General features: G+C 73.4%; 24 protein-coding genes. 13 read left to right on the forward strand and 11 right to left on the reverse strand.

Annotation, left to right across the window (positions count from 1 at the left end):
* Positions 1-19 precede the first annotated feature (19 nt).
* The 3 genes from ACGFI1_RS04090 (at position 20) to ACGFI1_RS04100 (ending at position 3398) form a co-directional block, all read left to right on the forward strand.
* Positions 20-1570 carry a hypothetical protein gene (locus ACGFI1_RS04090; protein WP_392782709.1) on the forward strand — a complete coding sequence of 517 codons (1551 nt, stop codon included), beginning with the start codon at positions 20-22 and terminating at the stop codon, positions 1568-1570.
* A 106-nt stretch (positions 1571-1676) separates the two neighbouring features.
* The gene (locus ACGFI1_RS04095) at positions 1677-1946 is read left to right on the forward strand and encodes a hypothetical protein (RefSeq protein WP_387067669.1); all 270 of its coding nucleotides are present in this window, start codon (positions 1677-1679) and stop codon (positions 1944-1946) included.
* 144 nt (positions 1947-2090) lie between these two features.
* The gene (locus ACGFI1_RS04100) at positions 2091-3398 is read left to right on the forward strand and encodes a lysylphosphatidylglycerol synthase transmembrane domain-containing protein (protein WP_392782712.1); all 1308 of its coding nucleotides are present in this window, start codon (positions 2091-2093) and stop codon (positions 3396-3398) included.
* A 7-nt stretch (positions 3399-3405) separates the two neighbouring features.
* Here the strand turns inward: ACGFI1_RS04100 and ACGFI1_RS04105 are convergent, their stop codons facing one another.
* The 6 genes from ACGFI1_RS04105 to ACGFI1_RS04130 all read right to left on the reverse strand — a co-directional run bounded on the left by ACGFI1_RS04105 (position 3406) and on the right by ACGFI1_RS04130 (position 9645).
* Positions 3406-4632, reverse strand: a complete 1227-nt coding sequence (locus ACGFI1_RS04105) for an ROK family transcriptional regulator (RefSeq protein WP_138639975.1) — start codon at positions 4630-4632, stop codon at positions 3406-3408.
* Positions 4632-5390 carry an ATP-binding cassette domain-containing protein gene (locus ACGFI1_RS04110; protein WP_138639967.1) on the reverse strand — a complete coding sequence of 253 codons (759 nt, stop codon included), beginning with the start codon at positions 5388-5390 and terminating at the stop codon, positions 4632-4634. Before ACGFI1_RS04110 ends, ACGFI1_RS04105 begins: the two co-directional genes overlap by 1 nt.
* Before the next feature lie 206 nt (positions 5391-5596).
* Positions 5597-6880 carry a sugar ABC transporter permease gene (locus tag ACGFI1_RS04115; RefSeq protein ID WP_240808339.1) on the reverse strand — a complete coding sequence of 428 codons (1284 nt, stop codon included), beginning with the start codon at positions 6878-6880 and terminating at the stop codon, positions 5597-5599.
* Positions 6881-6891: 11 nt separating this feature from the next.
* Positions 6892-7677: an ATP-binding cassette domain-containing protein gene (locus tag ACGFI1_RS04120; protein WP_138639966.1), complete on the reverse strand. Its 786-nt coding sequence runs from the start codon at positions 7675-7677 to the stop codon at positions 6892-6894.
* Between the two features lie 114 nt (positions 7678-7791).
* A complete protein-coding gene (locus ACGFI1_RS04125; protein WP_386867155.1) occupies positions 7792-8871 on the reverse strand; it encodes a sugar ABC transporter substrate-binding protein in 1080 nt (359 codons plus the stop codon).
* A gap of 477 nt (positions 8872-9348) precedes the next feature.
* Positions 9349-9645 carry a hypothetical protein gene (locus tag ACGFI1_RS04130; RefSeq protein WP_301175984.1) on the reverse strand — a complete coding sequence of 99 codons (297 nt, stop codon included), beginning with the start codon at positions 9643-9645 and terminating at the stop codon, positions 9349-9351.
* Between the two features lie 203 nt (positions 9646-9848).
* Here ACGFI1_RS04130 and ACGFI1_RS04135 point away from each other — a divergent pair, with 203 nt between their 5' ends.
* Both ACGFI1_RS04135 and ACGFI1_RS04140 read left to right on the forward strand, forming a co-directional pair.
* Positions 9849-10541 (forward strand): hypothetical protein, encoded by a 693-nt coding sequence (locus ACGFI1_RS04135; RefSeq protein WP_364550877.1) that lies wholly within the window; start codon positions 9849-9851, stop codon positions 10539-10541.
* Positions 10542-10595: 54 nt separating this feature from the next.
* Positions 10596-13112, forward strand: a complete 2517-nt coding sequence (locus ACGFI1_RS04140; RefSeq protein WP_392782718.1) for a M14 family zinc carboxypeptidase — start codon at positions 10596-10598, stop codon at positions 13110-13112.
* Between the two features lie 48 nt (positions 13113-13160).
* Here the strand turns inward: ACGFI1_RS04140 and ACGFI1_RS04145 are convergent, their stop codons facing one another.
* Entirely contained in the window at positions 13161-13784 is a 624-nt protein-coding gene (locus ACGFI1_RS04145; protein WP_392737334.1) for a hypothetical protein, read from the reverse strand.
* A gap of 142 nt (positions 13785-13926) precedes the next feature.
* Here ACGFI1_RS04145 and ACGFI1_RS04150 point away from each other — a divergent pair, with 142 nt between their 5' ends.
* Both ACGFI1_RS04150 and ACGFI1_RS04155 read left to right on the forward strand, forming a co-directional pair.
* Positions 13927-14997 carry a hypothetical protein gene (locus ACGFI1_RS04150; RefSeq protein WP_138638266.1) on the forward strand — a complete coding sequence of 357 codons (1071 nt, stop codon included), beginning with the start codon at positions 13927-13929 and terminating at the stop codon, positions 14995-14997.
* A 192-nt stretch (positions 14998-15189) separates the two neighbouring features.
* Positions 15190-16020, forward strand: a complete 831-nt coding sequence (locus ACGFI1_RS04155) for an SAM-dependent methyltransferase (protein WP_392783230.1) — start codon at positions 15190-15192, stop codon at positions 16018-16020.
* Positions 16021-16068: 48 nt separating this feature from the next.
* On the opposite strand, the gene ACGFI1_RS04160 is transcribed toward ACGFI1_RS04155, so the two are convergent.
* The gene (locus ACGFI1_RS04160) at positions 16069-16638 is read right to left on the reverse strand and encodes a TetR/AcrR family transcriptional regulator (RefSeq protein WP_138638267.1); all 570 of its coding nucleotides are present in this window, start codon (positions 16636-16638) and stop codon (positions 16069-16071) included.
* A gap of 52 nt (positions 16639-16690) precedes the next feature.
* Between ACGFI1_RS04160 and ACGFI1_RS04165 the strand changes: the two genes are divergently transcribed.
* The gene (locus ACGFI1_RS04165) at positions 16691-18040 is read left to right on the forward strand and encodes an MFS transporter (protein WP_392782723.1); all 1350 of its coding nucleotides are present in this window, start codon (positions 16691-16693) and stop codon (positions 18038-18040) included.
* On the opposite strand, the gene ACGFI1_RS04170 is transcribed toward ACGFI1_RS04165, so the two are convergent.
* Positions 18021-18608, reverse strand: a complete 588-nt coding sequence (locus tag ACGFI1_RS04170; RefSeq protein WP_392782726.1) for an HAD family hydrolase — start codon at positions 18606-18608, stop codon at positions 18021-18023. The two genes, ACGFI1_RS04165 and ACGFI1_RS04170, sit on opposite strands and share 20 nt — an antisense overlap.
* 129 nt (positions 18609-18737) lie before the next feature.
* Between ACGFI1_RS04170 and ACGFI1_RS04175 the strand changes: the two genes are divergently transcribed.
* The gene (locus ACGFI1_RS04175) at positions 18738-19406 is read left to right on the forward strand and encodes a TetR/AcrR family transcriptional regulator (RefSeq protein ID WP_138638270.1); all 669 of its coding nucleotides are present in this window, start codon (positions 18738-18740) and stop codon (positions 19404-19406) included.
* A gap of 361 nt (positions 19407-19767) precedes the next feature.
* The gene (locus ACGFI1_RS04180; protein WP_138638271.1) at positions 19768-19998 is read left to right on the forward strand and encodes a hypothetical protein; all 231 of its coding nucleotides are present in this window, start codon (positions 19768-19770) and stop codon (positions 19996-19998) included.
* A 113-nt stretch (positions 19999-20111) separates the two neighbouring features.
* On the opposite strand, the gene ACGFI1_RS04185 is transcribed toward ACGFI1_RS04180, so the two are convergent.
* Together ACGFI1_RS04185 and ACGFI1_RS04190 are read right to left on the reverse strand one after the other, a co-directional pair.
* Positions 20112-20411 (reverse strand): Dabb family protein, encoded by a 300-nt coding sequence (locus tag ACGFI1_RS04185; protein WP_138638272.1) that lies wholly within the window; start codon positions 20409-20411, stop codon positions 20112-20114.
* 70 nt (positions 20412-20481) lie between these two features.
* Positions 20482-20937 carry a flavodoxin family protein gene (locus ACGFI1_RS04190; protein WP_392782729.1) on the reverse strand — a complete coding sequence of 152 codons (456 nt, stop codon included), beginning with the start codon at positions 20935-20937 and terminating at the stop codon, positions 20482-20484.
* Between the two features lie 163 nt (positions 20938-21100).
* Here ACGFI1_RS04190 and ACGFI1_RS04195 point away from each other — a divergent pair, with 163 nt between their 5' ends.
* The 3 genes from ACGFI1_RS04195 to nfi all read left to right on the forward strand — a co-directional run bounded on the left by ACGFI1_RS04195 (position 21101) and on the right by nfi (position 24742).
* Positions 21101-22750: a bifunctional lysylphosphatidylglycerol flippase/synthetase MprF gene (locus ACGFI1_RS04195; RefSeq protein ID WP_392737322.1), complete on the forward strand. Its 1650-nt coding sequence runs from the start codon at positions 21101-21103 to the stop codon at positions 22748-22750.
* 86 nt (positions 22751-22836) lie between these two features.
* Positions 22837-24000 carry a serine hydrolase domain-containing protein gene (locus ACGFI1_RS04200; protein ID WP_386867169.1) on the forward strand — a complete coding sequence of 388 codons (1164 nt, stop codon included), beginning with the start codon at positions 22837-22839 and terminating at the stop codon, positions 23998-24000.
* Positions 24001-24043: 43 nt separating this feature from the next.
* Positions 24044-24742 carry a deoxyribonuclease V gene (gene nfi / locus ACGFI1_RS04205; RefSeq protein ID WP_392782735.1) on the forward strand — a complete coding sequence of 233 codons (699 nt, stop codon included), beginning with the start codon at positions 24044-24046 and terminating at the stop codon, positions 24740-24742.
* The last annotated feature ends 84 nt before the right edge of the window (positions 24743-24826 follow it).

Consider the following 24826-nt stretch of genomic DNA (forward strand, 5'->3'; position numbering starts at 1 on the left):
GTCCGTCTTGGAGCCCGTCATGCGCAGACCCCTGCTCGCCGCCCTCCTGACCGCGGGCCTCACCACCGCCGGCCTCGCGGCCCCCGCGGCGGCCGCCCCGATCCCCGACGGCCCGGGGAAGGGCTTCGTCCCGGCGTACGTGGGCGGGCCGGCGACGCCGCGGCCGCTCGCCGGGCGGCCTGTTCCGGCCAACCCGCACCAGGGGCCGGTGGGGACGTCGTCGATGCACGCCGACAGCTACGCGTCCGACACCTACCCGTTCCCAGGGCCGCTCGGCCGCGATCCCGAGGTGCTCAACGAGGCCAAGGGCGGCGGCCTGCCGGGGCTGTGCTCCACGGTGACGTTCGCGCGGCGGACGGGCCTGATCGTCGCGCAGTGCACGCGCGGGCAGAACTTCGTCCTGCGACTGATCGACCCGAAGACGCTCAAGGACCTGGCGACCTACGACCTGCCGCCGCGGCCGTCGACCGTCCAGGCCGTGTTCTCGCTGAGCCTCGACAAGGTGCTCACCGACACGTCGGGCGGCGCGTACTACTACCTGGACCCGCAGGACCGCGCCGTCCTGGCGGATTCGGCCTTCCACCTGCGCCGGTTCGCGCACGAGAAGGGGCCGGACGGCACGTGGCGCTTCACGGTGACCGACGACTGGGACCTGAGCGGCCACCTGCCCCATGACTGCGCCACGTGGACGAATCCGTGGCCGAAGGGCGAATGCGACCCGATCACCGCGGTCGGGCCCGACTGGGACGGCCTGATCTGGTGGATCACCCGGAACGGGCGGGTCGGCACGGTGGACCCGGAGTCGGGCACCGTCCGGATGACGCGGCTCACCGGGGAGAGCATCCAGAACTCCTTCGCCGCGGGCGAGGACGGCGTCTCCATCGTCTCCGACCACGCGCTGTACCAGATGCGGGCCGACGCGAGCGGCATGCCCACGGTCGTGTGGCGCCAGCCCTATGACAGAGGTACCGGACGCAAGCCCGGCCAGATCGACCAGGGTTCGGGGACGACTCCCACGTTCTTCGGTGACGGCTACGTGGCCATCACCGACAACGCCGACGACCGCATGCACGTCATCGTCCGGCGCAGGGACGACGGTGAACTCGTCTGCCAGATCCCCGTGTTCGGCAGCGGGGCCAGCGCGACGGACAACTCCCTCATCGGCTACGGGAACAGCCTGTTCGTCGAGAACAACTACGGCTACCGCAACTTCTTCGAGCTTCCGCCGGGAGGGTCGTCGGTGGGCGGGGTGAGCCGCGTGGATGTGAAGTCCGATGGGAAGGGCTGCGAGACCGTCTGGACGAGCCAGGAGCGCTCGCCGTCCACCGTGCCCAAGGTGTCGGTGCCCAACGGGCTGCTGTACCTGTACACGAAGGAGCCCCGCCGGGATCTCATCGACGCCTGGTACCTGACCGCGGTGGACGTCCACACGGGCAAGACCGCCTACAAGGTGCTCACGGGCACGGGCAAGTGGTTCGACAACAACTGGGCGCCCATCACGATCGGTCCGGACGGGAGCGCGTACATCGGCGTCATCGGCGGGCTCGTCGCGGTCCGCGACCGCGGGTAGGGCGGTCCGCGACCGCGGACAGAGCCGTCCGCGATCACGAGTAGGGCTCCGGTCAGCGGGGATACCGGTTCGATCAGGTGAAAACCAGACGAACCGGGAGGGAATGATGAGGGCACGCAGGCCCGGTGAGTCGCGCGACTTCCGCGACGACATCGACGACATGGGCGACAACGATCAGGACGAGGAGATCGGCCTGACCGAGGAGTACGTGACCGACCCGCCCGACGACCTGGTGATCGAGGAGCCCGAGCAGAGCAGGGACGGGCTCGGCATCACCGAGTACGAGCGGCAGGCCGCGCGGGACGGCGACGACGAGCGCCCCCACCCGGACACCGCCGCCGAGTCCGACGCCGTCAACCCGACGCGGCGGCCCTGACCGCGCGTCCGCGCGCCCGCGGGCCGCGGCCGCCGGTGACGCGTGTGGCAGGGGTCTCTTTGCGGTTCGTTTCCGGACCCGGGGGAATGTCATAGGCGGGCCATAGGTTGCGCATTGCGGGCGAGCTTGCGAGGTGACCGGGACATGCATGAGACAGTCACGGCACCGGTCCGCCCTCCGGGCGACGCCGAGCCCCCGCCGGCCGACATCAGGCCCCTTTCGGCCAGCGCCGCGCCCCTTTCGGCCAGCGCCGGGCCCCTTTCGGCCAGCGCCGGGCCCCTTTCGGCCGACGCCGAGTCCCCGTTCCCGCTCCCCGGCGGGCATGACGACCGAGCGGCGCCGCGCCCGTGGTGGCGGCGCAAAGCGGGTCTCCTCGTCCAGTGGGCGCTGGTCCTGGGCGCGCTCGCCGCCTTCCCCCTCTACCGCGACGAACTGCCCGACCTCGGCGCCATCTGGTCGGCCGCCGCGCACGCCGATCCGGGCTGGCTCACGATGGTCGTGCTGGCCGTGGCCGGGTCGATGGGCGCGTTCGCCCGGCTGCAGCGCCGGCTGCTGCGCGTCGGCGGGCTGCGCATGCCGCTGCGCCGCGCGTTCGCGATCACCTACGCGGGCAACGCGCTGTCCACGACGCTTCCGGCGGGCCCCGCGGTGAGCGTCGTCTACACGTTCCGGCAGTTCCGCCGCGGCGGTGCGTCGGCGCCGCTCGCCACGGCGGTGATCCTGGCCGGCGGCGTCATCACCACCTCCGCGTACTCGCTGGTGGGCCTGCTGGCGCTGCTCGCCGACCCGCACGCCCGCGGGCCGGCGCTGACCGCGCTGGCCGTCCCGCTCGTCCTCGCGGTGCTGCTCGTCCCGGCGCTGCGGCGGCCGCGGGCCCGCGCCGTGCTCACGGCGCCGCTGCGCCGCGCCCACCGCTGGGCGCTGGCCCATCCGCGGATCGCCCCGTACGCCGAGCGGCTGGCCGGCGTCCGCGACGTGCTGCGCCCGACCCGCCGCGACTGGGCCGCGCTCGCCGCGCTCGCCCTGCTGAACTGGGTGTTCGACATCCTCGCGCTGCTGGCGGCGGCGAACGCGGTCGGCATCGAGGTCTCCCCGAACGGGGTCGCCCTCACCTACTTCGCCGCGCAGGCCGCGGGCAGCGCGCTGCCGCTGCTGCCGGGCGGCCTCGGCGCGATCGAGGGCAGCATGGCCGCGTCCCTGGTGGCGTTCGGCGCGGCCCTCTCCCCCGCCGCGGCGGCCGTCGGCCTGTACCGCCTGGTGTCCTACTGGGCCGTCGTCGCCGTCGGGTGGCTGGCGTGGGCGACCCTGCACGAGCACGCCCGCCTCGGCGCGCGGCTCAAGTCGCGGCTCGCCGCCGCCGGCGGCCTCCTGATGGACGGCATGATGGCGTTCGCGTTCGTCACCCCGTACACCACGGTGCCCCTGCACGCGCCGGAGGCGCGGCGCCCCTAGCGGGGTCTCAGACGGGGCTGTCCTCGGGGGCCCGCAGCCTGGTCAGCACCTGGACGGGGTCGGAGAGCACCTCTGCGAAGGCGAACTCGGCGGCCCCGACGAGGGTGGTGTCGTCGCCGAGCGCGGCCGTGCGGAGCTTGACCTTCTCGCGGGGCGCGGCGAGCGCGCCGGTGGCGAGGACGCTGCGGATCTGCGCGGCGGCGCCGAGGTAGATGTCGCGGAGCGTCCCGCCGAAGACGATCATGCCGGGGTTGAACACGTTGACGAGGCTGGCCACGCCGAGGCCGAGCCAGGTGCCGACCCGCTGCAGCGCCTCCCGCGCCGCGATGTCGCCCGCGTCGGCGGACGCGAGGACGGCGCGGACCGCGTCCCGGCCCGCCTGCCCGGGGTGCTCCGCCTGGCCGGCGTGGTCCAGCAGGGCCCGCTCGCCGACCTCGGCCTCCAGGCAGCCCTTCGAGCCGCACGCGCAGCGCCGTCCGCCCGGGTTGATGATCATGTGGCCGATCTCGCCGCCGAACCCCTCGTCGCCGCCGAGCAGCCGGCCGTGCGCGATGATGCCGCCGCCGACGCCGACGTCGCCGTGCAGGTAGATGAGGTTGTCGCAGTTCACCCCGGCGCCGCGCTCGTGCTCGGCGAGGGCGCCGAGGTTGGCGTCGTTGCAGACCGAGACGGGGATGCCGAGGCCGAGGCGGCGCGACAGCGCGTCCCCGAGCCGCAGGTCGCCGACGTCGAGGTTCGGGCCGAACATGATGGTGTCGTCGGCGCGGCGGACGGTGCCGGGGAACCCGAGGGCGGCGCCGACGCAGACGGCGTCCCGCTCGGCCTTGCGGACCAGCGCGCGGGCGCCCGCGACGAGCACGCCGAGCAGGTCGGCGGGGTCGGAGTCGCGGGCGCGCACGCCCTCCCGGCGGTCGAGCACGACGCCGCCGAGGCCGACGCGGGCGACGACGAGCCGGTCGACGCCGACCTCGAACGCCAGCACGTACACGCGGGTCGACTCCGGCCGGACGACGAGGGAGGGCCGCCCGGCGCGCCGGCCGGGCCCGCGCGGCAGTTCCTCGCGGACGAGCCCGGCCGCGGTGAGGTCGGACGTCAGCGCCATGATCGTGCTGCGGTTGAGGCCGAGCGACTCGGCCAGCGTCGCCCGCGACGCCGGGCCGCGCAGGTGCACGAAGCGCAGCAGGGTTCCGAGGTTGTGCCGCCGGACGTCCTCCTGCGACGGGCCCGCCTTCATCATCGGTGCGGCCCCGGCTCTCCCCCGGTGCCCGAGGTGATCAGCTCGACGACCTGCCGGTGGGTGACGTCGGCGGTCCTGACCTGGGCCACCATCCGGCCGAGGTAGAGCGCGGCGATCCGGTCGGAGATCGCGAAGACGTCGTTCATGTTGTGCGAGATCAGCACCACCGCGAGGCCCTTGTCGGCGAGCCGCCGGACGAACTCCAGCACCTGCTGGCTCTGCGCGATGCCGAGCGCGGCGGACGGCTCGTCCAGCACGACGACCTTGGCGTCCTGCAGGACGGCGCGGGCGATGGCGACGATCTGCCGCTGCCCGCCCGACAGCGTGGCGACCCGGCGGCGGACCGAGCCGAGCGTGCGGACGGCGAGCCCCGACAGCGCGGTGCGCGCCGTCTCCTCCATCAGGTCCTCGTCGAGGACGGGGCCGCTGCGCCGCTCCCGGCCGAGGTAGAGGTTCTGCACGATGTCGAGGTTCTCGCAGAGCGCGAGGTCCTGGTGGACGATCTCGATGCCGAGCCGGGCCGCGGCGCGCGGGCTGCCGATCCGCACCGGCTCGCCCTCGAACCGGTACTCGCCCCTGTCGAACGCGTGGATGCCGCCGATGCAGTTGACCAGCGTGGACTTGCCGGCGCCGTTGTCGCCGACCAGTGCGGTGATCTCGCCGGGGTAGGCGGAGAACGAGACGTCGTGCAGAACCTTCACGGAACCGAAGCTCTTCTCGATGCCGCGCAGGTCGATGGCTGGCGTCACTGACATGCCGAGGGGCTCCCACCGTGCCACACCGCCGCCGCGCGCCAGGCGGTCGTGATCCGTGAGCGTATCAGCAGCGGTCATGGCGGACGTACCGGCGGATTCCCCGCGCGGCCACGCCTGGGAGCCGATGGCGCGGGCCACCGGCTCCCAGGCGTCCCCGGCCGCGTTCACCGGGTCACCGCTTCCACGGGGTCACCGCGCCCGCGGGCTCATCGCCCGGCGGCCGTGCGCCGCCGCCTGGCCAGCGCGTCCATGGTGGCGGCGAGCAGGAGCACCACCCCGGTGATGAGGAAGCTCAGGTACGCCTTGGTGCCGAGCAGACCGAGCCCGTTCTCGATGATCGCGATGACGAGCCCGCCGAGGACGGCGTCGCGGGCCTTGCCGCGGCCGCCGAACAGGCTCGTCCCGCCGATGACGGCGGCGCCGACCGCGTACAGCAGCGTGTTGCCCGCGCCCGCGTTGACGGCGACCGAGTTGAGCCGGGACGCCGCCACGATGCCGCTGACCGCCGCCAGCCCGGAGCCGATCATGAAGACGGAGATCCGGATGCGGACGACGTTGATGCCGGCGCGGCGCGCGGCCTCGGCGTTGCCGCCGACGGCGTAGATGTGCCGGCCGTAGGCGGTGCGGCCCAGCACGAACGTGCAGACGATCAGCAGGATGCCGACCAGCAGGACGCCCCACGGGATGCCGCCGAGCGTGATCAGCGGGCTCGGGGCGCGGTCCTGGCTGAGCACGAACGTGCTGATCAGCAGTGCGGCGGCGACGACGCCGGACTGGGCGAGCACGAACTCCAGCGGCTTGGAGTGCAGCTCGCGGACGCGCTGCCGGCGCCAGCGCAGCACCTGCGTCGCGGCGTAGCCGACGGAGCAGGCGACGGCGAGCGTCCAGCCGAGCCAGATCGGCATGTTCTTGGTGGCGATCGCCACGATGACCTCGTCGCGGACGGGCACGGTGCCGCCCTCGCCGATCAGCCGCAGCGTGATGCCCTGGAGGCCGAGGAAGAACGCGAGCGTGACGACGAACGACGGTATTCGCAGTACGGAGACGAGCCAGCCGATCACGGTGCCGATGAGGACGCCGGTCGCCACCGCGCTGATGATCGCGACGTACCAGGGTTGGCCGCCGTCCACCAGGATCTTGGCCATGACGGCGGCGGACAGGCCGCTCGCCACGCCCGCGGCCAGGTCGATCTCGCCCACCAGCAGGACGAACACCAGGCCCATCGCGAGGATCGTGATGGGCAGCGCCTGGGTGGACAGGTTCGCGATGTTCGCCTTGCTGAGGAAGGTGTCGGGCTTCAGCGCGGTGAACAGGATGACGAGGGAGATCAGGCCGAGGATGGCGGGGAGCGCGCCGAGCTCGCCGGCCTTGATCTTGTTCCAGTAGTCCAGCGCCGCCGACCTCATGTCGTGCTCGCGCCGGTCGGTCGCGAAGTCCGCGTCCGCCAGCGTCATGGCGGTGTCCTTCGGAGTCGGGATGTCGGTGGACACGTGGTCCCCCCTCAGATGCTCTCTGCGGCGGTCGTCGGCGCGAGGCCGAGATCACCGGAACGGCCGGCGGTGATGAGTTCCACGACCTGGCCGTGGGTGACCTCGGAGCGGGCGACGTCCGCGGCGACGCGGCCGAGGTACAGCGCGGTGATGCGGTCGGCCACCTCGAAGACGTCGTTCATGTTGTGCGAGATCAGCACGACGGCGTGGCCGCTGTCGGCGAGGCGCCGGACGAGGTTGAGCACCTGCTGGGTCTGGGCGACGCCGAGCGCGGCGGTGGGCTCGTCCAGGATGACGACCTTGGACTCCCACAGCGCGGCCTTGGCGATGGCGACCGTCTGCCGCTGCCCGCCGGACAGGCTCGACACCTGCTGGCGGACGGACTTGACGGTGCGGACCGACAGCCGTGCGAGGACCTCCCGGGCGGACTCCTCCATCGACGCCTCGTCCAGGATGAGGCCGTGCTTGCGCTCGCGGCCGAGGAACATGTTCTGCACGATGTCGAGGTTGTCGGCGAGCGCGAGGTCCTGGTAGACGACCTCGATGCCGAGGTCGGCCGCGGCGCGCGGCCCGTCGATCGTCACCGGGCGCCCGTCGAACTCGATCTGCCCCGAGTCGATCGGGTGGATCCCGGCGATGCACTTGATCAGGGTCGACTTGCCCGCTCCGTTGTCGCCGACGAGGGCCATGACCTCGCCGAGCCGCAGCGTGAAGTCCACGTCGTGCAGGACGTGGACGGCACCGAAGCTCTTGTTGAGCCCGGTCAGGCGGAGGACGGGGTCTCCGTTTTCAGCCACGTGGTTCCTTCCACTGTCTGTCGCGCGCCCGTGGCGGGCCCCCGGCGCCCCGGGCTTCCGGGTGCCCGGGACGCCCTCAGCGGGTGGGGCCCGCCACGAGGTCGGCGGGGGTCGTTACTGGACCGTGATGCCGGCGGCCTCGCACTTGGCCGCGTACGCCCCCTTGCAGAGGTCGGCCGCCTTGACCGAGCCGTCGTCGACGACCTTCTTGACGTTCTCCTTGGTGATGCCGATCGGCTCCAGCAGCACCGACGGGACGTCGCGCTTGCCGATCGGGTCGTGCTCGGTGGCGGTGGTCTCGCCCTTCTCGCCCTTGATGAGGGAGACGGCCAGCTTCACCGCCGCGTCGGCCTCCAGCTTGGACGGCTTGTAGACCGACGTGCACTGGGTGCCGTCGAGGATGTTCTGCAGGCCCTGCACGGTGGCATCCTGACCGGTGACCGGGACCTTGCCCGCGCGCTGGTTCTTCTTCAGGATCGAGATCACCGCGTTGCCGAGGTTGTCGTTCGCGGCGAGCACACCGTCGATCTTGCCCTTCTGCTCGGTCCACATCTGCTCGAAGAGCGTGGCGGCCTTCTCGGCCTCCCACTCCGGAACGGGCTGCTCGGCGACCTTCTTGTAGGTGGAGACCTTGTCGAGCACGTTGTGCGAGCCCTTGGCGAAGAGGGTCGCGTTGTTGTCGGAGGGCGAGCCGTTGAGGTAGACGATGTTGGCGTCCTTCTCGCCCAGGCACTTCTGCAGGCCGGCGGCCATCGTCTCGCCGACCTTCACGTTGTCGAAGGAGACGTAGTAGTCGGCGACGCCGCCCAGGGTGAGCCGGTCGTAGTCGATGGTCTTGACGCCCTGCGCCTGCGCCTTGCGCTGCACGGCGGCGGCGGAGTTGGAGTCGAGGCCGGTGACGAGCAGGACGGTGACGCCGCTCGTCAGCATCTGGTCGGCGATGGTCTGGAACCGCTGCGCGGAGCCTTCGGCGTTCTGGATGTCGCTCTGGATGCCGGCGGCCTTGAAGGCCTGCTCGAGGTAGGGGCGGTCGAAGTTCTCCCACCGCGCGGACGAGGCCGTGTCGGGCAGGATCACGCCGACCTTGCCCTTCGCCGCGTCTCCGCCGGAGTCGTTGCCGTCGTCCCCGCACGCGGTGAGGCTGAGCGCCGCGGCCGTCGTGAGGGCCATCAGGCCGAGGATGCCCTTGCGCATTGCCCGGGTCCTTTCTGGGGGGCGGCCGCCGTGCCGCGGCCGGGTCTTCCGACCCGGTGAGCGAGATCACACGTCCACCGGGGTGAATGTTGTGTCCCGCAACTTATGTCGCGCTTGTCCGTCACGCCAGACCTGTCGGCATGTTGATTTGTTGTCGGCGGTAACAATCACGTAACACGAGATCAACATGGGTGGGACGAGGGGTGGCCCGGGCATGGCGGCGCCCCGGCGCGGGCGCCCGCCGGGCACGGGCGGGCGAGGCGGCGCCCGCGAAATGTTTCGCGGCTCAACATTCACCCAGCGCCCCGCCGAGCAGGGTTCTAGGGCAGGCGGAAGCGCCGGACCTCCCTGAAAGCGCACGACGCGCGGGCACGGCGCAGGGCTCACGGGCACGGCGCGCGGGCTTACGGGCGCAGCGCAGGGCACGGCGCGGGGCCGCGCGTCAGCGCGCGGCGGAGAACCGGTGCGTAGGAAGAATCAGCGGGCGGCGAGGACCACGGCGACGCGGTCGGCCGCGGTGGTGACGTCGTCGGCGGCGGCGATGCGCTCCGACCACGACCACCAGTACCACCAGCCGTCGGCGCCCTGCTCGGCCATGATGTTCTCGGTGAGCGCGGCCGCGTCCGGGTTCAGGACGTGCAGGCTCGGCGACTGGCCGCGGGGCAGCGTGAGCCGTACCCGGAGGCCGCGTTTGACCAGCTCGCCCCCGAGCTCTTCCAGATATTCGATCCGCGTCTTCGACGGCGCGGCCGTTCCCGTATCGTCAGGCGTCATCCTTGCTTCCTCACGGACTCCGCGCGGCCCGACGTGTACGGTACTCACCCTCCCGCTTCACCGGCCCGGGTGCAAGCACATCGCCAGGTCAGCGCGGTGCGGCACCGGGACGGGCGGCGGGGGCGGCCCGCGTTCGGAGGTCCCGGGGACCCTATCCGGGATATCTTGCGCGTAGTACATGAACCGGGAACATGGGGGCGACAATGACGGTGGGCGCGGGTGCCCAGCCAGGAGCCGGCCCGGCCGCCGCGCCGGCGGGCGGCCTCGGACGGGGCGCGCGGACGTGGCACCGGTTCCACTACGCGGTCGGCGTGTTCCTCCTCGCCTACGGGGTGGCGGTCCTGGCCAGCGGCGTGCTGCTGTGGGGCGACCGGGTGGACGAGGCCGAGGGCTACTTCGGCTCCGGCCCGGCGAGCGGCGTCGTCGTCGCCGTCAAGGCCGTCGAGGCGCTCCTGCTGCTCTGCGCGGCGGCGGGCGTGGCGCTGCGCCGCGACATGCTGTTCGTGCCGCCGCTGGCGGGCTGGATGGCCGGGTTCGCGATGTTCGCCGTCCTGGACGTGTTCACCGGCCGGTGGGGCGGCCTGATCCAGCACCTGCTCTACCTGGCGGCGTTCGTCGTGCTGCTGTTCCTGTCGTACGGGCTGAGCGCGAAGGCCCAGCTCGCCGGCATGCGCACGGCGGCCGAGCCCGGCTCCTCCCCCGTCGGGCCGCGCGGGCTCACCCGCACGCAGGAGTTCGCCCTCCAGGCGATCGACCGCGCCGTCGCGCTGACCGGCCCGCGCCCGCGTCCCGTCCCGCCGCCGGCGCAGCCGTCGCCGTCCCAGCCGTCGCCCCAGCAGGCACCCCGGCAGGCGCCGTCGCAGCAGGCCCAGCCGCCCGCCGAGCAGCACGACTGATCTTGGCAGATCTTGCCGTTGGTGCCGCCCGCACCCGATGTCACGTTGTGGCTCATGAGAGCCCGAGAACTGGCGTTGCCCGTGGTGGTGGCGGCGTCCCTCGCGGTGCCCGCGGCGCTCGCGGCACCCGCATCGGCACGGCCCGCCGCCCCCGCGGCGGCCTGTGACCCGACCCAGACCTCACCGGTCTACCGGGGCAGGGTCCCCGCACCGGAGCAGGTCCTCGGCTTCGAGCTCGGCGAGCGGCCGGTCAGCGCCGCCGAGTCCGACGCCTACCTGGAGGCGGTCGCCGCCAAGAGCGAGCGCGTCGTGTCCGGGACGCTCGCCACGTCCGCGCAGGGGCGCCCGCTCAAGTACGCGATCGCGGGACGTCCCGCGCTGCTGTCCAAGGCGGGGCTGGCCAAGGTGCGGCGGGAGGCCGCGCGGCTGCGCGACCCGCGCACGCCGGAGGCGCTCGCCGAGCGGATCACCGAGCGCGGCGTCCCGATCCTGTGGGTCAGCGGCAACGTCCACGGCGACGAGCCGAGCGGCACCGACGCGGCGCTGAAGGTGCTGCGCGACCTCGGCGACCGCCGGGACTGCGCCGCGACGGCGATCCTCGACAACGCGCTCGTCGTCGTCCTGCCGACGCAGAACCCGGACGGGCGCGAGCTGAACACCCGCCAGAACGCCTACGGGTTCGACATGAACCGCGACTGGTTCGCGCGCACCCAGCCGGAGACCGACGGCAAGCTGGCGATGCTGAACCAGTACCCGCCGGCCCTCTACATCGACGCGCACGAGATGGGCGGGACGTCGTACTTCTTCCCGCCTAACGCCGACCCGATCTACCACGAGACGCCCGAGCAGGCCGTCGGCTGGATCAACGACCTGTACGGCGCGGCGATGGCCGCCGAGTTCACGCGGCAGGGCATCGACTTCTTCAACCGCGACGTCTACGACCTCTTCTACCAGGGCTACGGGGACTCGGTCCCGACCAGCGCGTTCCACGCCGCCGGGATGACGTTCGAGAAGGGCGACGGGAGCCCGTACCCGGAGCGGGTGAAGGAGCAGTACCTCACCCAGTGGGTGACGCTGTCGGCCGCCGCCCGCAACCGGCACCGCGTCCTGACGGAGTGGCGCCAGATGACGGTGGACGCCCACGCCCAGGGCAAGGCCGGGAAGCTGGAGCCCAACCAGATCTACAACCCGCCGAACACGATCGACCGTCCGGTGCCCGACCGGAAGGTGCGGAGCTACTTCCTGCGGGACGACGACCCGGCCAAGCGCGCCGAGGTCCGGCAGATCGTGCGGCGGCTTCAGCGCATGGGCGTGCAGGTCAAGAAGCTCGTCCGGCCGCTGGCCGTCCCGGACTTCAAGGCGTACGGGCACGCCGAGGCCAAGACGACCCTCCCTGCGGGCACGTACTGGATCTCGATGGCGCAGGGCCAGAAGCACTGGATCCAGGCCATGCTCAACGAGGACTCCTACACGCCGTTCCCGTACTTCTACGACGTGACGGCGTGGAGCCTGCCGCTGCTGGGCAACGTGGCCGGCGGGTCGTCCGGGGCCGTGCTGCGGCCGAGCGCCGTGCCGGTGCCGCCGCTGCCCGCGCCGCGTCCCGGCCATGACGGGAAGGCGCCGAAGCTCGGCATCCTGCAGCTGTCGGCGACGTCGTCGTCCGCGCGCCAGTCGGCGGGCTGGCTGCGGCACCGCCTCGACCGCGACTGGAAGCTGCCGTTCACCCTGCTCACCCCGGCGGACGTCGCGGCGGGCAGGCTCGGCGGCATCGAGGTCCTCGTCACGCCGGACGGCCCGGCGTCGTCCGCCTACACCGCGCTCGGCGACACGGGCCGGGCCGCGCTCCAGCGGTGGACGCGCGACGGCGGCCGCTACATCGGCTGGCAGGGCGGGACGCAGCTCGCCGCGCGGCTCGGCCTGACGACCGCGACGCTGGCCGAACCCACGTCCGACATCCCCGGCACGCTGTTCCGGGTGAAGGTGGACGGGTCGAGCCCGCTGGCGAAGGGCGTCGGCCCGGCGGCGTGGAACTTCACCTCCTACGACCTGATGATGAACGCCTCCAGCGGCGTCGCCGCGGCGTACCCGCCGGCGGACTCGCCCGACTGGTTCGTCTCCGGGTTCGAGCGGGGCGCGGCCGAGCTGGGCGGCACCGCCGCGGTCGTCGACCAGCCCGTCGGCGCGGGCCGCTCCGTGCTGTTCGCGGCGGAGCCGAACTTCCGCGCGTTCAGCGACGGGACGGCCAAGCTGCTCTACAACGCGATCCTCGGCCCCGACCCGGCGGTGGCCGCGGCGCCGCAGGGCACGGCGAAGGCGGTGCGGGAGGCGGCCGAGCTTCCGTCCTACGAGTCGCCGATCCGCGTGTCGGTGAAGGCGGCGGACGCCGCGAAGGCCGCGTCCGTGCTGCGGTCGCTCGGCGCGGCATGGGCCGAGACCCGCGCCGGCGGGACGGTCCACTACGTGATCGACAACCCGCGGGGCCTGCCGGTGGACCACCACCCGTTCGCCGGGCGCCTGCCGTCCCTCATCCGCGCGGCGGGCATCGCGCCCGTCGCCGTCACCCTGCCCTGACCGGCGGCGCGGCGTGCCGGCAGGCCCGGCACGCCGCGCCCCAGGGCGCTACTTGCGGACGATCCACGCGATCGCGGTCATCGTCCCCGGCGGGACCTCGGTGAACCCGCCGTCGCGCACCGCGACCGCCGCCTTCTTCACGCAGTCGCGCCACGGGACGTCCCGGGCCAGCCGGACGGCCGCACCCGCCTCCACCCACGCCGCCACGTCCTTGCGGCGGCCCTGGCGGAGCAGCAGCTGCGCGGCGTGCCCGCACTGCGCGGCGGCCTTCCCCGTCGTGATCGTCACGTCCGGGTTGAGGGCGATCGCCGCGTACGGCGGCTCCGGCGCCGGCTCCGGCTCGCCGTCCGCGAGGTCGAGGCCCGCGACCTGCAGCTTCGCCAGCTGCGGCGGGACGTCCGACACCGGGCCCGGCGGGAACGCCCGCACCTGCGCGCCCGCGTGCTCGACGGTGACGCCGGGCAGCGCCGCCGCCTCCGGCCAGCGCACGCCCCGCGCCCGCCGCGTCACCTTCCGTATCCGCCGGGACTCCCATTCGCGCACGGCGTCCCGCCATTCGCCCTCGACCGCGCGGGGGTCGGTGAGCAGCCGGACGACGGCGGTCGCCGCCGCCTCGCAGACCGCGCCGTGCCCCGGCGGATCGGCCTTCTCGGCGCGTACCACCAACTGCATCGCCCAGGGCGGATCATCGAGAGGGTCGTAGTCAGGTCGCACCCGTGGAGTATTCCAAACCCGATCCGGCTTTCCCCGGTCGGATGTGGGTAATGCAACTCTTACCGTCCCCCGGACGTCGTTCAGGTACGGGAGGTCTCCGGTGACCAGTGGCTCGTGGAGTGATTCCATACCGGGTATCGGGACGTACTTCGTCGGCATCGACATCGCCCCCGGCCGCTACAGATGCGACGACGGCAAGGGCGGCTGGTGGGTCCGCTTCACCGGGCCCGGCGGGGGCGACCCGGTCGGCTCGTGGCCGCTGCCCGCCGGCCCGACCGAGATCGAGATCGCGCGGACCGACTTCGCGTTCGAGACGCACGTCTCCACGGTCTGGCGCCGGGTGGCGCCGCCGCGCGCCCCCGAGGACGGCTCCCCCGCCGAGCCGCGCCCGGTCGCCGACCCCACCCTGCGCGCCGAACTCGACACGATCGTCGACCGCCGCCGCCCGCTGCTGTGGCTGGCGCCGCTGACCGTGCTCGCCCTCGGCCTGCTCGGCTCGCCGCTGCTCGGCTCGCTGTGGCTGATCGGCCTCGGCATGCTCGCGGTGCTGGTCGCGCTCGGCACCCCGTCGGTGTCGCTGGACCTGCGCCGCGCCCGCGAGCTGGAGCGGCGCCGCGACCGCTACCTCATGCCCGACGACCTCGACGGCGACGGCCGGGCGCTGCTGGCCCGCGTCCAGGCGGCGATCGACGCCGTCCGCGACTCCGCGGTGAACCGCGAGGGCCTGCTGGACGCGGTGGACAACGCGGTCACCCTGCCCCGGCAGGAGTGGGAGATCGCCCAGGTCCTCGCCAAGCAGTCGAAGCTGCGCGCCGACCACGCCGAGATGGCCGGGGAGACGACGCTGCCCGAGGTGGAGGCGGCGCTCCGCCCGCTGCGCGAGAAGCTGGACATCTCCATCGCGGCGGTGACCCGCCGCGTGGAGGCCCTCGAACGCTACGCCGAGCGCGCCAGGGCGGCGGACGAGGTCCTGCGCGCCCAGCGCCACCTGGAGACGATCGCCGAGAAGGCCCACGAGTACGACGAGCTGCTGGCCTCGACCGTCCGCGACGACCTGGCCCTCCCGGCGATCGAGCGGCTCACGGAGCAGGGCGACGAGCTCCTGCGCACCCTCCGCGACCGCCTCACCAAGGCCGCCGAGGCCGCCACCGAACTCCCGCCCCCGCACTGACTCCGGCGCTCCGCCATCGGGACCGTCCCTTCTTCGGACGGTCCCACTCGTTTCTTTCGGAAATCCCATTCTGCCTTCCTGCTTATACCGTGGACAGATATGGGCGGCACTCGTCCGCGAATGACGCCCATACCAACAATGGGACTAAGGTGATGCGCGAAAGTTCGCGGACATCTGCGGGAAGGTCTCATGATGGACGACGGCGCCGGCCGGCCGAGCCCTGTCATCGACAAGACGCGACCGCATCAGGCGCGGTTGTGGAACCACTGGCTCGGCGGCAAGGACACCTATCCGGTGGACCGCGAGATCGGCGACAGGATCGCGGCGGTGTATCCGGAGATCGCGGACGTGGCGCGCCAGTCGCGGGCGCTGCTGGTCCGCGTCGTGCATTTCATGACCGGCCTCGGCGTCCGCCAGTTCCTCGACATCGGGACGGGACTGCCCGCCGTCGACAACACTCATGAGGTGGCGCAGCGCGACGTCCCCGAAGCGCGGGTGGTGTACGTCGACAACGACCCGCTGGTGGTGGCGCACGCGCGGGCGCTGCTGAAGAGCGTCCCGGGCGGCGCGTGCTCCTACATCGAGGCCGACATCCGCAAGCCCGAGGAGATCCTCCGGGCGGCCGGGGCCGTGCTCGACTTCAGCGAGCCCGTCGGGCTGCTGCTGCTCGGCATCGTCGGCAACATCGCCGACGAGGACGACCCGCCCGGCATCGTCCGGCGGCTGGTGGACGCGCTGCCGTCCGGCAGCCTCGTGGCGATCAACGACGGGACGAACGTGCTCGGCCTGGACGAGTGGACGCCCGCCGAGGCCACGGCCCGGGGCGAGGCGCTCCGGCTGTGCGCGGAGGCCGGCACCGTGCCGTACCACGCGCGGACGCCGGAGTACATCGAGGCGCTGTTCGAGGGCCTGGAGCTGCTGGAGCCGGGCGTGGTGTCGACGCCGCTGTGGCGGCCCGACTTCCCCCAGGCCGGCGAGCCACGGCCGATCGACTCGTTCGGCGGCGTCGCCCGCAAGCCCTAGCCGCCCTGGCCGCCTTGGCCGCCCGCGGGCCCTGGCCGCCCGCGGGCCCTAGAAGATCTCGTCCAGGTGGTGGCGGAGGACGCGCATCGCGGACTCGGGGCTCCGCCGCCCCGCCAGGACGCTCGTGCCGAGGCCGTGGGCGAGCGCGAGCACCCGCGCCGCCTCCATGGCCGGGTCCTCGCATGTGCCGGCGAGGATCCGCGCGAGGCGTTCCTCCAGGCGGTCGGGGCCGTCCACGAAGGGCTGCTCCGCGAGCGACGGCTCGGTCTGCGCGAGCACGGCGTAGGACGTCCAGACCTGGTGGAACAGGCGGCTCTCCTGGTCGGTCGGCAGCGCCTCGGCGAGCAGCGCCTCGACGGTCTCGCGCGGTGACGGGTCGTCCAGGCCGGCTAGGCGGGCCGCCCAGCGTTCGTGGCTCTGCCGTTCGAGCCGCTCCAGCGCCGCGTTCATGAGCCGCGCCTTGGTCTCGAAGTAGTACTGGACGAGCCGCAGCGAGACTCCGGCCTCGGCCGCGACCGAGCGCATGGTGACGGCGTGCAGGCCGTCGCGCCCGGCGACGCGGACGAGCCCCTCGATGATCTGCGTGCGGCGGGCGTCGTGGTCGGCGGTCCTCGGCATGCCCTTATGATACCGATGTATCATAATGATACGTCCGTACCAGAGGAGCCTCATGACGCCGCGGCAGCGAGCCGTGCTCGCCCTGGCGTGCGCCGCCCAGTTCATGGTCGTGCTGGACGTGTCGGTGGTGAACGTCGCACTGCCGTCCATCCAGGCGGACCTGCGCTTCGCGCCCGCCGACCTCCAGTGGGTCGTCAACGCCTACGCCCTCCCCTTCGCCGGGCTGCTGCTCCTCGGCGGCCGGCTCGCCGACGTCCACGGGCTGCGCCGCGTGTTCGTCGCGGGGCTGGCCCTGTTCACGCTGGCGAGCCTGGCCGGCGGGCTCGCCGCCGGGCCGGGCCCGCTCGTCGCGGCGCGCGCCTTCCAGGGCGTCGGCGCCGCCCTCCTGGCCCCCGCGACGCTGACCGTCCTGACCACGGCGTTCGGCGAGGACGTCCGGCCCCGCGCGCTCGCCGCGTGGACGGCCGTCGGCCTCGCGGGCGGGACGGCCGGCAACCTCGTCGGCGGCGTGCTCACCGACGCGCTGTCGTGGCGCTGGATCCTGCTCGTCAACGTCCCGATCGGCGTCCTCGCGCTGCTCCCCGCGCGGCTGATCGGGAACGCGAGGGGCGGGCGGCGGCGGCTGGACGTGCCGGGCGCCGTGCTGGCCACCGCGGGCGTCGCATCGCTCACCTACGGCGTCACGCGCGGCTGGAACGCGCCCGCGCTGGCCGCCGGGGCCGCCGCGCTGGCGGCGTTCGCGTTCCAGCAGACGCGGGCCCGGACACCGCTGCTGCCGCTCGGTCTGCTGCGGCTCCGCGCGGTCGCGGCCGGGAACGCGGCGATGCTGCTCGCCGGGGCGTGCCTGAATCCGATGTGGTACTTCCTGGCGCTGTCGATGCAGGACGTCCTGCGTCTGAGCGCCCTGGAGACGGGGCTCGGCTTCCTCCCGCACACGCTGCTGACCATGGCCGTCGCGCTGCGCGTCACGCCCCGCCTGATGGGGCGGATGTCCGACCGCGCGCTGATCGCGATCGGGTCGCTGATCGCCGCGGCGGGGTTCCTCTGGCAGAGCCGCCTGTCCCCCGGCGGCACCTACCTGACGGACGTCCTCGGCCCCGCGGTCCTCATCTCGGTGGGCGGCGGGCTGCTCAACACCCCGATCACCAACGCCGTCACCGCCGGCGTCCCCGGGGAGGACGCCGGCGCCGCGTCCGGCCTGATGAACACGACGAAGCAGGCGGGAGCCGCGCTGGGCCTCGCCGTGCTGGTCGCCGCGACCTCCGGCTACGCCGACGCGTTCGCGGTGATGGCGGGCCTCCTGGTGGCGACGGCCGCGGTCGCGGGCGCCCTGCCCGGACGCCCCGGAGCACAAGGCGAGGTCACGGGCCCGGCGCCGCGCGTCAGCCGGCCAGAGCCCTGACCTGGTCGGGCCCGGTGAAGACCTCGGCGCGCATGCCGGCCTCGCGGGCGGCGCGGACGTTGCGCTCGGTGTCGTCGAAGAACAGGACGTCGCCGGGCTTGACGCCGAGGCGCTCGGCGCAGATCTCGTAGGCGCGCGGGTCGGGCTTCGCGACGCCGATGTGGCAGGAGTAGACGAGCGCGTCGAAGCGGTCGAGCAGCGCGCCGTGCCGCGCCTCGAAGCGCGGCACCAGGTCGCCGATGATGTTGGAGAGCAGGCCGAGCGTGCGGCCCGAGTCGGCCAGCTCGCCGACGAGCGCCACCATGGCGTCGTCCACGTCCGTCCAGCTGTCGAGGTCGGCCTCGACCAGCGCGGGGACGTCGGGGAACGACACGCCGAGGCGGGACGCGACCTCCGCCCAGTAGGCCGCGCTCTCCTGCCCGGCGTCGTAGGCGGGGCGGCAGGCCCAGTAGGCGGCCCAGAACGCGGGGCCGGGCGCCCCTGCGAGCCCTTCGATCCGCCGGATCGCCTCAGGGGTCTGGGTTCGGGCGATCACTCCGTACAGGTCGAACACGATCACATCGGCCATGGACCCGAGCCTATGCGGCCCGCCGCGGATCCCCGCGTCCGCAGACGTAGCAAGCGCTTGGTATTGGCCGTAACCTGGGGCGGCGGCGCAATCGAGCAAGCGGTTGGGCGGGCACGGCATAATGAGAGGGTGACGACCACGAGCGCTAAGTCCGGACGATCCCGAACCCGTGCCACGGGCGAGGGCGGTTCCCGCCGCCGTGGCAGGGGCTCGCCCGCCTTGGCGTCGGAACGTCGCGAGCACCTCGTCAGACTCGCCGCCGAACTCTTCGCGGAAAAGGGCTTCCAGGCCACCACCGTCCGCAACATCGCCGACGAGGCGGGCATCCTGTCCGGCAGCCTCTACCACCACTTCGACTCCAAGGAGTCGATCGTGGACGAGATCCTGTCCGGCTTCTTCGACGAGATCATGGCCTCCTACCAGTCGGTGATCGCCGAGGGCCGCAACCCGCGCGACACCATCGCCGGGCTCGTCCGCGTCGCGTTCGGCACGCTGGAGCCGCACCGCGCCGCCATCACGGTGATGCAGAACGACTGGAACTACCTCAAGGGCATGGACCGGTTCGCCTATCTGATCAAGTCCGAGGACGAGGTCGAGAAGATGTGGGTGGACACGCTCCAGGCCGGCCAGGAGGAGGGGCTGTTCCGGCACGACCTCGACCCGAAGCTCACCTACCGGATGATCCGCGACACCGTGTGGGTCGCGGTCCGCTGGTTCCGGCCGGGCGGCCGCCTGAACGCCCAGGGCTTGGCGGAGCACTATCTCAAGGTGATGTTCGACGGCATCAACCTGCACTAGACGGTTCGGGCCGGGCCGCACCGCGTCCTGCTTCGGGCACCGCCGCCGTGGTCGCCTCGGCGACGCTCGGGGCTCGCGGACGGGCGCCGACGGCCGCTGACGGCTGCCTCCGAGCGGGCCTCGTGGCGAGCGTCGCGGCGGCGCCGTCCTCTGCTGTCGCCGCCCGGTTCCGGTCGGCCGTCCGGCCGGCGGCGGCGTGCGGATCTCCCCGAATACATCCGTTCAAGCACATCCGGCGCGGTATCCCACTGTGGGCGGTCGCCAACCCCCATAGTGTGCTTAGTCACAAATTGCCGAGTAGGGGTGACGCATTGGTCCGTGGGGACGCTGTTACTGGAGACATCTACGGGGGGAGGGCGGCATGACGGCTCAACGGGGCGCCTCGGGCCGCGACGAGCCCACGCCCGCGGCCATGCGCGCCGCCACCGCGCGCGGCCTCCAGGAGCAGTTTCCGGGAGTGCGCGTCTGGTTCGGCGAGGCGACCGGGTCGTGGTGGGCGATGGTTCCGCTGCGTGACGGACCGCGGCTGCTGGAGGCGGCGACGCCGCAGCAGCTCCGCGACGAGATCATGAATTTCCGGCACCGGGGGTGACCGCGGTATGCCGCCCGCCGGGAACGGGGCGCGATCCGTTCCCAGCGGGCGTCTCTGCTGAAACTAACCCGAAAACCATTCAGGCACAAGCGCTTGCTCGGTTTTACTCTGCGTCACGGCTCGTACTGGATCGCGGCGCGCTCGGCCGTGATCGGGGTGATGAACGCGTCCACCACCGCGCGGTGGTCGGGGTGGTCGCGGTAGGCGAGGTAGGCGTCGCGGTCGGCGAAGTCCGCGACGATGACGAACTCGTAGGCGCCCGGGTTCACGCCCGCGTCGGCGCCGACGCTGAAGGCCGCTATCTCCGGGATGCGGCCGGGCAGCTCGCGCAGCTTCGCCGCGACCTCGTCCTGCTGGGAGGTCGTCGTGCCCTCGACCCACTTGAACATCGCCACATGACGGAAACCACTCATGCGGGAAAACTACCGGCCGGCCGCGCCGGCGTCCGGGCGGACGCGGCGGCCGACCCTCAGCGGGGGCCGCTCAGAAGCGGCCGAGTTCCGCGGCCGTGATCGCGCCCAGCTCCCAGCACGCCTCCAGGTCGGCCTTGCCGGGCTCGCCCGTCACCACCACCGGTGGCTGGACGGCCTTCCACCGCAGCCCGGTGGTGATGGAGTCGAGCGCGCGCAGGGCGCCGGTCGCGTCGTTGTTGCCGTGCAGGTACGCCCCGAACGGGCGCCGGACGGTCTCCTCCAGGCACGGGTAGTAGACCTGGTCGAAGAAGTGCTTGAGCGCCCCTGAGAGGTAGCCCAGATTGACCGGCGTGCCGAGCAGGTAGCCGTCCGCCTCCAGGACGTCCACGGCCGTCGCCGCCAGCGCCGCGCGGGACACGACCTCCACGTCCTCGATCTCGTCGGTGGACGCCCCCGCGCGCACCGCCTCGTACATCGCCTGCACGGACGGTGACGGTGTGTGATGGACGAGCAGCAACCTCTTCATCACCACGAGCCTATAGACACGGTTCGCGGCCTCCCGGCGGGGGAGACCGGCCATTCCGGGGCGGCCGCGCGAGCCGTAGGCTGCGGTTGAGGGATGAAGAACGTCCGGCCCGGGGAATGAGTTCCAAAGGATCTTGGTTGGGGGCTCAGCGGAGGTGTCCTTCGTGGAACCAGGGAAATCGGCCGCGCCCGCGTCGGCCCGGCCCGTCTGGCCGCTGGCGGCGGCCGCGGCGCTCGTCGCCGTGCTCATCGCGGTGCCCGCGCTGCACGACACGCCGGCATGGCTCGGCCGGCTGTCGCGGATCGTCACCGGCAGCCCCCTCGCCCCCGCGCACGCCATCGCGATCGCGCTCGCGCTCGCCCTCGTCGCCCGCGGCGTCCTGCTGCGCCGCCGCGCCGCCTGGTACGGCCTCGCGGTGCTGGTCGTCCTCGGCCTGCTCGCCGTCGTCACCGGCGAGGACCCGCTGTGGCGGCTGCCGCTGCTCGGCGCCGTCCTCGGCGCATTGTGGCTGGAGCGCGAACGGTTCCCGGTGCGCCCGCACCAGGAGCGCGTCCGCACCGCGGTGAAGACGGGCGCGTTCCTGGTGATCGCCGCGATCGCCGGCTCGCTGCTGTTCGGCGGCGTGTCGGTCCGGTCGGTCGGCGCCGTCGCCGCCGGGCTCGGCGCCACCGGCGCGCCGCTGGACGGCGCGTCCTGGCTGCCCGGCGTGCTCGGCCTCGCGGGCGCCGCCGGGCTGCTCGTCCTGGTCACCACGCTGCTCGCGGCCGACCCCGCGCCGCCGCCCGGCGACGAGGGCGAGCGCCGCCGCGTCGCGGGCCTCGTCGCGCATCCCGGGTCGGACACGCTGGCCCCGTTCGCGCTGCGCCGCGACAAGGCGTACGTGTTCAGCGCGGACGGCCGGGCCGCGATCGGCTACCGCGTCCTGTTCGGCGTCGCGGTGGCGGGCGGCGACCCGGTCGGCGACGCCGGCTCGCACTCCGACGCCGTCCGCGCGTTCCTCGCGATGTGCCGGACGACGGGCTGGCGCCCGGCCGTCCTCGGCGCGAGCGACGAGCTGCTGCCCGCCTGGGGGCCGTGTCGCACGATCGGGTTCGGCGACGAGGTCGTCGTCCACCCCGCGGAGTTCACGCTGGCCGGGCGGCGGATGCGCAACGTCCGGCAGGCGGTGAAGCGCACCGAGAACGCGGGCGTCACGACGCGGATCGTCCCGGAGCGGGAGCTGACGCCCGCGCTGCGCGAGCGGCTGCTGGACGTCGCGTCCCGCTCCCTCGGCGGGGCGGCCGAGCGCGGGTTCTCCATGAACCTCGACGAGCTGCTCACCGGCTACCACCCGGGGGCCGTCGTCGCGATCGCCTACGGCGAGGACAAGGAGCCCATCGCGTTCCAGCGCTACGTCGCCGCCGGGCAGGGCATCAGCCTCGACGCGATGCGCCGCAGCCCCGGCGGCCCGAACGGCGTCAACGAGCGCCTCATCGTCGAGATGATCGAATACGCGGCCGAGCACGGCCACGGCGTCGTCTCGCTGAACTTCGCGGCGTTCCGCGAGCTGCTCGACAACGACGAGCGCGGCCTGCTGGAGAAGGCCGGCTACCAGGCCCTGCACCTGCTGGACCCCTGGATCGCCGTCGAGTCGCTGTACCTGTTCAACAAGAAGTTCCGGCCGTCCTACAAGCCGCGCAACGTGGCGTTCCGCTCGTGGTTCGACATCGTCCAGCTGGCCGCCGCCCTGCTCACGCTGGAGTTCGGCCGCACCGGCGCGGCGCGTCCGGCCGCGGAGCCCGTGACGCAGCCCGTGCACCACCTCGGCCGCTGACGCGCGCCGGGCTCGGGCGCGGGCGCTCCCTCGGCGGGGAATCCTAGAACGTGATTCTATGGAGTCCCCGTGGAGAGGAATGCGGCATGAGCACTGTGGTGCAGGGGCACTGCGATCCGGCGTTCGCCGGCGTCCGGGAGGTGTTCGAGCAGAACTTCGCCGAGGGCCGCGAGCTCGGCGCCGCCGTCGCCGTGTACGCGGGCGACCGCAAGGTCGTCGACCTGTGGGGCGGCACCGCCGACCGCCGCACCGGGCGCGCGTGGCTGCCCGACACCCCCTGCTTCGGCTTCTCCTGCACCAAGGCGGTCACGGCCGCCGCCGCGATGCTGCTCGCCGAGCGCGGCGCCTACGACGTGGACGGCCCGGTCACGGACTGGTGGCCTGAGTTCGGTGCCGCGGGCAAGGACGGCGCCACCGCCGCTCACCTGCTGTCGCACCAGGTGGGGCTGCCCGCGTTCGCGCGCCCGGTGTCGGCCGAGGAGGCCGCGGACCCCGCCGCGCTCGCGTCGCGGCTGGCCGCGCAGGAGCCGGAGTGGAAGCCCGGCTCGGCGCACGGCTACCACGCGCTGACCTACGGCTGGCTCGCCGGCGAGATCGTCCGGCGGCACAGCGGCCGGACGGTCGGCGCGTTCGTCAAGGACGAGTTCGCCGGCGGCCTCGACCTGTGGATCGGCGCCCCCGACGACGTGATCGAGCGCGCCGCGAAGCTGTCGGCGGGACGGCGCGGCGCCGCCGACACGCCCCGCACCGCGGACCGCGGCCTGCTGACCCGGCTCGCCGCCGCGTACGGCGACCCGGACAGCGCGATGAACCGGTCGCTCGGCAACCCCAGCCCGGGCAAGGGCGGCTTCAACAACCCCGTCGTGCTGCGCGCGGGCTGGCCGTCCGCCGGGATGCTCGCCACCGCGCCCGCGTTCGCCGCGTTCTACCGCGACCTCGTGGCGGGCCGCGTCCTGCGGCCGGACACGCTGCGCGAGGCGATGCGCCCGCGCGTCAGCGGCCCGGACCGGACGCTGCTCATCGACAGCGCGTTCGGGCTCGGCTTCATGCGCCCGGCCCAGACGTACTACGTCCCGAAGGCGGCGCGGGCGACGGCGTTCGGGCACACCGGCGCGGGCGGGTCCATCGGCCTCGGCGACCCGGACGCCGGGCTCGCGCTCGCCTACCTGCCGAACCTGATGGGCGACCAGGCGACCGGCGACCTGCGCGCCTTCCGGCTGACCGAGGCGGCGTACGCGTCCCTGTCCTGAGGCCGCGCTGCCCGCGCCGCCGGCGGGCGGTAGCGTCCGGGGCATGGTGGTACGGGAACTGCACGACTGGCCGGCCACGGCCGCGGAGGCCGAGGCGATCCAGGACCGGCTGCGCCCGCTGCTGGAACTGGACGTCCCCGGCCCGGCCGCGCCGCGCACGGTCGCGGGGCTGGACGTCTCCTACGCCGGCGACGGCGGCGGCACCGGGACGCGGCTCGCCGCCGCCGCGGTCGTCCTGGACGCCGCCACCCTGGAGGTGCTGGAGGAGTCGGTGGCCGTCGGCACCGCCGCATTCCCCTACGTCCCGGGCCTGTTCGCGTTCCGCGAGCTGCCGACCCTGCTGGAGGCGCTGCGCGGCCTCACGACCATGCCCGACCTGCTGGTCTGCGACGGGTTCGGGATCGCGCACCCCCGCCGGTTCGGGCTCGCGTGCCACCTCGGCGTGCTGACCGGGCTGCCGTCCATCGGGGTCGGCAAGACCGCCTTCGTCGGCTCCTACGAGCAGCCGGGCGCGCGGCGCGGCGACGCGAGCCCGCTGGTGGACGGCGGCGAGGTCGTGGGGCGGGTGCTGCGCACGCGGGACGGCGTGAAACCGGTGTTCGTGTCCGTCGGGCACCGCGTCGACCTCGACACGGCGTGCCGCCGCGTCCTGGCCCTCACCCCCGAGTACCGGCTGCCGGAGACCACCCGCCGGGCCGACCGGCTGTCCCGGGACGCGCTGGCCCGGCACGGCGACGGGTAGCGCGTCCGCCCTGGAAGGTGGCAGGCTCGTCCCCAACGCAAGGCGGTGACCACCGCAGGTCATCCGCCAGATCGCTGGACGGTG

Source organism: Actinomadura geliboluensis, assembly GCF_043197915.1.
Classification (GTDB): domain Bacteria; phylum Actinomycetota; class Actinomycetes; order Streptosporangiales; family Streptosporangiaceae; genus Spirillospora; species Spirillospora geliboluensis.

Bases quoted from the DNA above. Each gene is read 5' to 3' on its own strand.
- ACGFI1_RS04090 (WP_392782709.1), top strand. From the start codon at position 20: ATGCGCAGACCCCTGCTCGCCGCCCTCCTGACCGCGGGCCTCACCACC.
- ACGFI1_RS04095 (WP_387067669.1), top strand. From the start codon at position 1,677: ATGAGGGCACGCAGGCCCGGTGAGTCGCGCGACTTCCGCGACGACATC.
- ACGFI1_RS04100 (WP_392782712.1), top strand. From the start codon at position 2,091: ATGCATGAGACAGTCACGGCACCGGTCCGCCCTCCGGGCGACGCCGAG.
- ACGFI1_RS04105 (WP_138639975.1), bottom strand. From the start codon at position 4,632: ATGAAGGCGGGCCCGTCGCAGGAGGACGTCCGGCGGCACAACCTCGGA.
- ACGFI1_RS04110 (WP_138639967.1), bottom strand. From the start codon at position 5,390: ATGTCAGTGACGCCAGCCATCGACCTGCGCGGCATCGAGAAGAGCTTC.
- ACGFI1_RS04125 (WP_386867155.1), bottom strand. From the start codon at position 8,871: ATGCGCAAGGGCATCCTCGGCCTGATGGCCCTCACGACGGCCGCGGCG.
- ACGFI1_RS04130 (WP_301175984.1), bottom strand. From the start codon at position 9,645: ATGACGCCTGACGATACGGGAACGGCCGCGCCGTCGAAGACGCGGATC.
- ACGFI1_RS04135 (WP_364550877.1), top strand. From the start codon at position 9,849: ATGACGGTGGGCGCGGGTGCCCAGCCAGGAGCCGGCCCGGCCGCCGCG.
- ACGFI1_RS04140 (WP_392782718.1), top strand. From the start codon at position 10,596: ATGAGAGCCCGAGAACTGGCGTTGCCCGTGGTGGTGGCGGCGTCCCTC.
- ACGFI1_RS04145 (WP_392737334.1), bottom strand. From the start codon at position 13,784: ATGCAGTTGGTGGTACGCGCCGAGAAGGCCGATCCGCCGGGGCACGGC.
- ACGFI1_RS04155 (WP_392783230.1), top strand. From the start codon at position 15,190: ATGGACGACGGCGCCGGCCGGCCGAGCCCTGTCATCGACAAGACGCGA.
- ACGFI1_RS04160 (WP_138638267.1), bottom strand. From the start codon at position 16,638: ATGCCGAGGACCGCCGACCACGACGCCCGCCGCACGCAGATCATCGAG.
- ACGFI1_RS04165 (WP_392782723.1), top strand. From the start codon at position 16,691: ATGACGCCGCGGCAGCGAGCCGTGCTCGCCCTGGCGTGCGCCGCCCAG.
- ACGFI1_RS04170 (WP_392782726.1), bottom strand. From the start codon at position 18,608: ATGGCCGATGTGATCGTGTTCGACCTGTACGGAGTGATCGCCCGAACC.
- ACGFI1_RS04180 (WP_138638271.1), top strand. From the start codon at position 19,768: ATGACGGCTCAACGGGGCGCCTCGGGCCGCGACGAGCCCACGCCCGCG.
- ACGFI1_RS04185 (WP_138638272.1), bottom strand. From the start codon at position 20,411: ATGAGTGGTTTCCGTCATGTGGCGATGTTCAAGTGGGTCGAGGGCACG.
- ACGFI1_RS04190 (WP_392782729.1), bottom strand. From the start codon at position 20,937: ATGAAGAGGTTGCTGCTCGTCCATCACACACCGTCACCGTCCGTGCAG.
- ACGFI1_RS04200 (WP_386867169.1), top strand. From the start codon at position 22,837: ATGAGCACTGTGGTGCAGGGGCACTGCGATCCGGCGTTCGCCGGCGTC.
- nfi (WP_392782735.1), top strand. From the start codon at position 24,044: ATGGTGGTACGGGAACTGCACGACTGGCCGGCCACGGCCGCGGAGGCC.